General features: G+C 47.8%; 1 protein-coding gene. It reads right to left on the bottom strand.

The window, feature by feature from the left end; genetic code table 11:
- On the bottom strand, positions 1 to 596 hold a 596-nt coding region (locus tag LGZ99_RS24610; RefSeq protein ID WP_262979870.1), incomplete at both ends, for a major capsid protein.

Raw genomic sequence — 596 nt, 5'->3', positions numbered from 1 at the left:
TACAACCATAAATCAAAGTTGCCCCACCGCCCCTTGTAGACTGCGCCTTTTTCAATTCGTGGCCCGATATCAACCTGATTGCCGTATGGGTTCAATGCCGGGAATGTGATGGCGTTGTCTTTGATGCTGGTATCAAGACGGAACGCTTTCCAAGATGAAGCCGTAAAGACTAAATCAGTCGGTACAGCCCCAGACTCTTTCAGAATCAACGTTTGCCATTTCTCAATATCATCAGACGGCTGCGTGTTTGTTGTGCCAGCAGCGACTTTCATCGGCCACTTATCTGAGCCACTTAACGTGATAGTCAGATCACTTGAACGCCCGAAATCAATCACGGTAGTCGGAAAGCCATCACCGACCACAGTGATTTGTGATTTGACCAGTGCATTTGCCGCCATCCATTCTAAACGCCGGTTTAGCATGTCAATCTGGTCAGTCATTTCGAATTGCAGATTCAGCATTTCGCGTTCTGCTGCTGTGTACTCGCCACCGATACGCTCGCCAATTTGGCGACGAATCGGTTTACGTAAATCTGGCGCGCGCTTATCTTTAATATACGCAGGCTTGAATGTGTTGGTCTGATATTTACGGCTTTC

Source organism: Photorhabdus temperata, from assembly GCF_025384845.1.
Classification (GTDB): domain Bacteria; phylum Pseudomonadota; class Gammaproteobacteria; order Enterobacterales; family Enterobacteriaceae; genus Photorhabdus; species Photorhabdus temperata.
Note: the sequence above shows the minus strand (reverse complement) of the source record. Positions and strands in the feature narration are given on the sequence as shown.